At 30.6% G+C, this 1,857-nt stretch carries 1 protein-coding gene; it reads right to left on the reverse strand.

Annotated features, from left to right (window positions below; genetic code table 11):
* Window positions 1–247 precede the first annotated feature (247 nt).
* Entirely contained in the window at window positions 248–1,582 is a 1,335-nt protein-coding gene (locus AN486_RS26440; RefSeq protein ID WP_053538738.1) for a hypothetical protein, read from the reverse strand.
* Window positions 1,583–1,857 lie beyond the last annotated feature (275 nt).

A 1,857-nucleotide genomic window follows, 5' to 3' on the forward strand; every position in this document is an offset into this window, starting at 1 on the left:
CAGCAATTCTCATTTTGAAAAAAATAAGATAAAATTCTCTTAATTTAAGTGTAAACCCTGTATTAAATTATTCTTTTTTAATAGATAATTATCATCCGACGCTGGAGATAGATAGGGTTTTAAAAATCTTTAAAAATCTAGACATGAAGAATTGATTTCAACTTACCAATCTAGCTGAAATTCTAAGCAAATTTATAGTTTTTTGAATAAATAACTTTCTCCTCCTCTTTCAATATATTGACATTTTTCAACCAGAATTTATTTTTTTAAATGGGACATATTCCCTGAGAATAAATGAGAAAAAATCCGACCAATCTTTAAACCAAATAAATTTTAATAGGCTACGCATATCATTAAAAAAAGAAGTTCGGGTTACTAATAACTCACGAACTTTCTGATAGGTATAATTAACTAAATCTAAAACAGTATGAAATAAAAAAGCTAATAAATTCAAAGACAATAATAACTCACACAAATGATTTTCTCCATGACCAAAGTTATGCTCTAAATTATAACCGTGATTTTTAAGAATGTTATTCCCTTCATTCTCAACTTTCCATCTGCTGCGTGCAGCCTTGACAATTTTTTCAACATTATTTTCAGTGATCTTATGATTAGTAATCCAATTATTTTGGTAGATGATTTTCTGTGTTTTTTCATTAATAACAGTTACTTCGCACCAATTAACTTCGAGACTGGAGTCTTCATCTTTTAAGGGAACTCTAGAAGCATAACGATAACGATAAATTAAATTTTTTCGTCCATCCCATTGTTTGGTTTCAACGGTTGCAACTTCTCCACTTTTTTCTAAGAAGTCTAGCCATTCATATACAGTTTTATGCGACGCTTCCAGACAAACAAAAATAAAATTATAACCTTGTTTTAGAGCTAGTTCACAAATAGGTTGGTGAGAGTACAAGTCGTCCCCTAAAAGAGTTGCAGCATAACCATACTTGTTTTGATGATTCTTATTTAACCATCTTTTAACCGCTGCATTTTCACAATCTTGTTTTTGATGCCCATCTTGCTTTTTAATAAATTCTGGTTCTAAATTAATTACTTGTTTTTGATTAGGAGAAACTACAATGGGTGTGACACAGCCATGAAAATAAGTTGTAGTTCCATTTCGATGATTACGACAATTACAATGAGGGCAACTAATTTTTTTAGATGAGAAATATTCTGTCCCATCTAAAGCGATTAAAATTTCTTCATCTAAATAGACAAACTTTTTCAAAACTCCATTTTTATTTAACCATTCATAGACTTCTTGAAAAGTCATAAAGATAGTAGCGGCTGGAACTGGATCTAACAAATTTCTTATTTGATTATCACAGGGGATTTTCTTAATTGAAAATAAACTTTCTGCGTTATCTTTTCCTTTATTGCTTTTCATTAATCTTTGATGCTCTAAAAAAGACGCTGACTGCGTAAAAAAGATTGAAAATGCTGCCATCACTGCGTCTTCTACCTGATATTTCGTATTATTTCCAGGTTTTCTTTCATCAGGTAAATCATGTAATTGTTGACGTAAAAATTGCATTAATTCAGGAATTTCTAGTGTCGCTGTCTTTGGAGTCATGTTTGAGTAATTTGATGCACTATCAGATTTTTAACTCACCGATTTTACATCATCTGACAACAATTATAAATTTTTATTTCCCTTGGATTCCCTATTCTAAAACCCGAACGATAAACTGGATTTTCCCCATTCGTTGTCAAGCAATCTCTCTAGTTTATTGAGTATTCATACTTATTTTTCAACCCGACTGTTTTTTTAGCCAGAGGCAATGGCTAAAAAATAGTTACTTTGTACTATATTTTGAATTCCAAAATCGGGGCTAATACTTTATTTTT

The organism is Anabaena sp. AL93 (assembly GCF_001672085.1).
Lineage (GTDB): Bacteria > Cyanobacteriota > Cyanobacteriia > Cyanobacteriales > Nostocaceae > Dolichospermum > Dolichospermum heterosporum.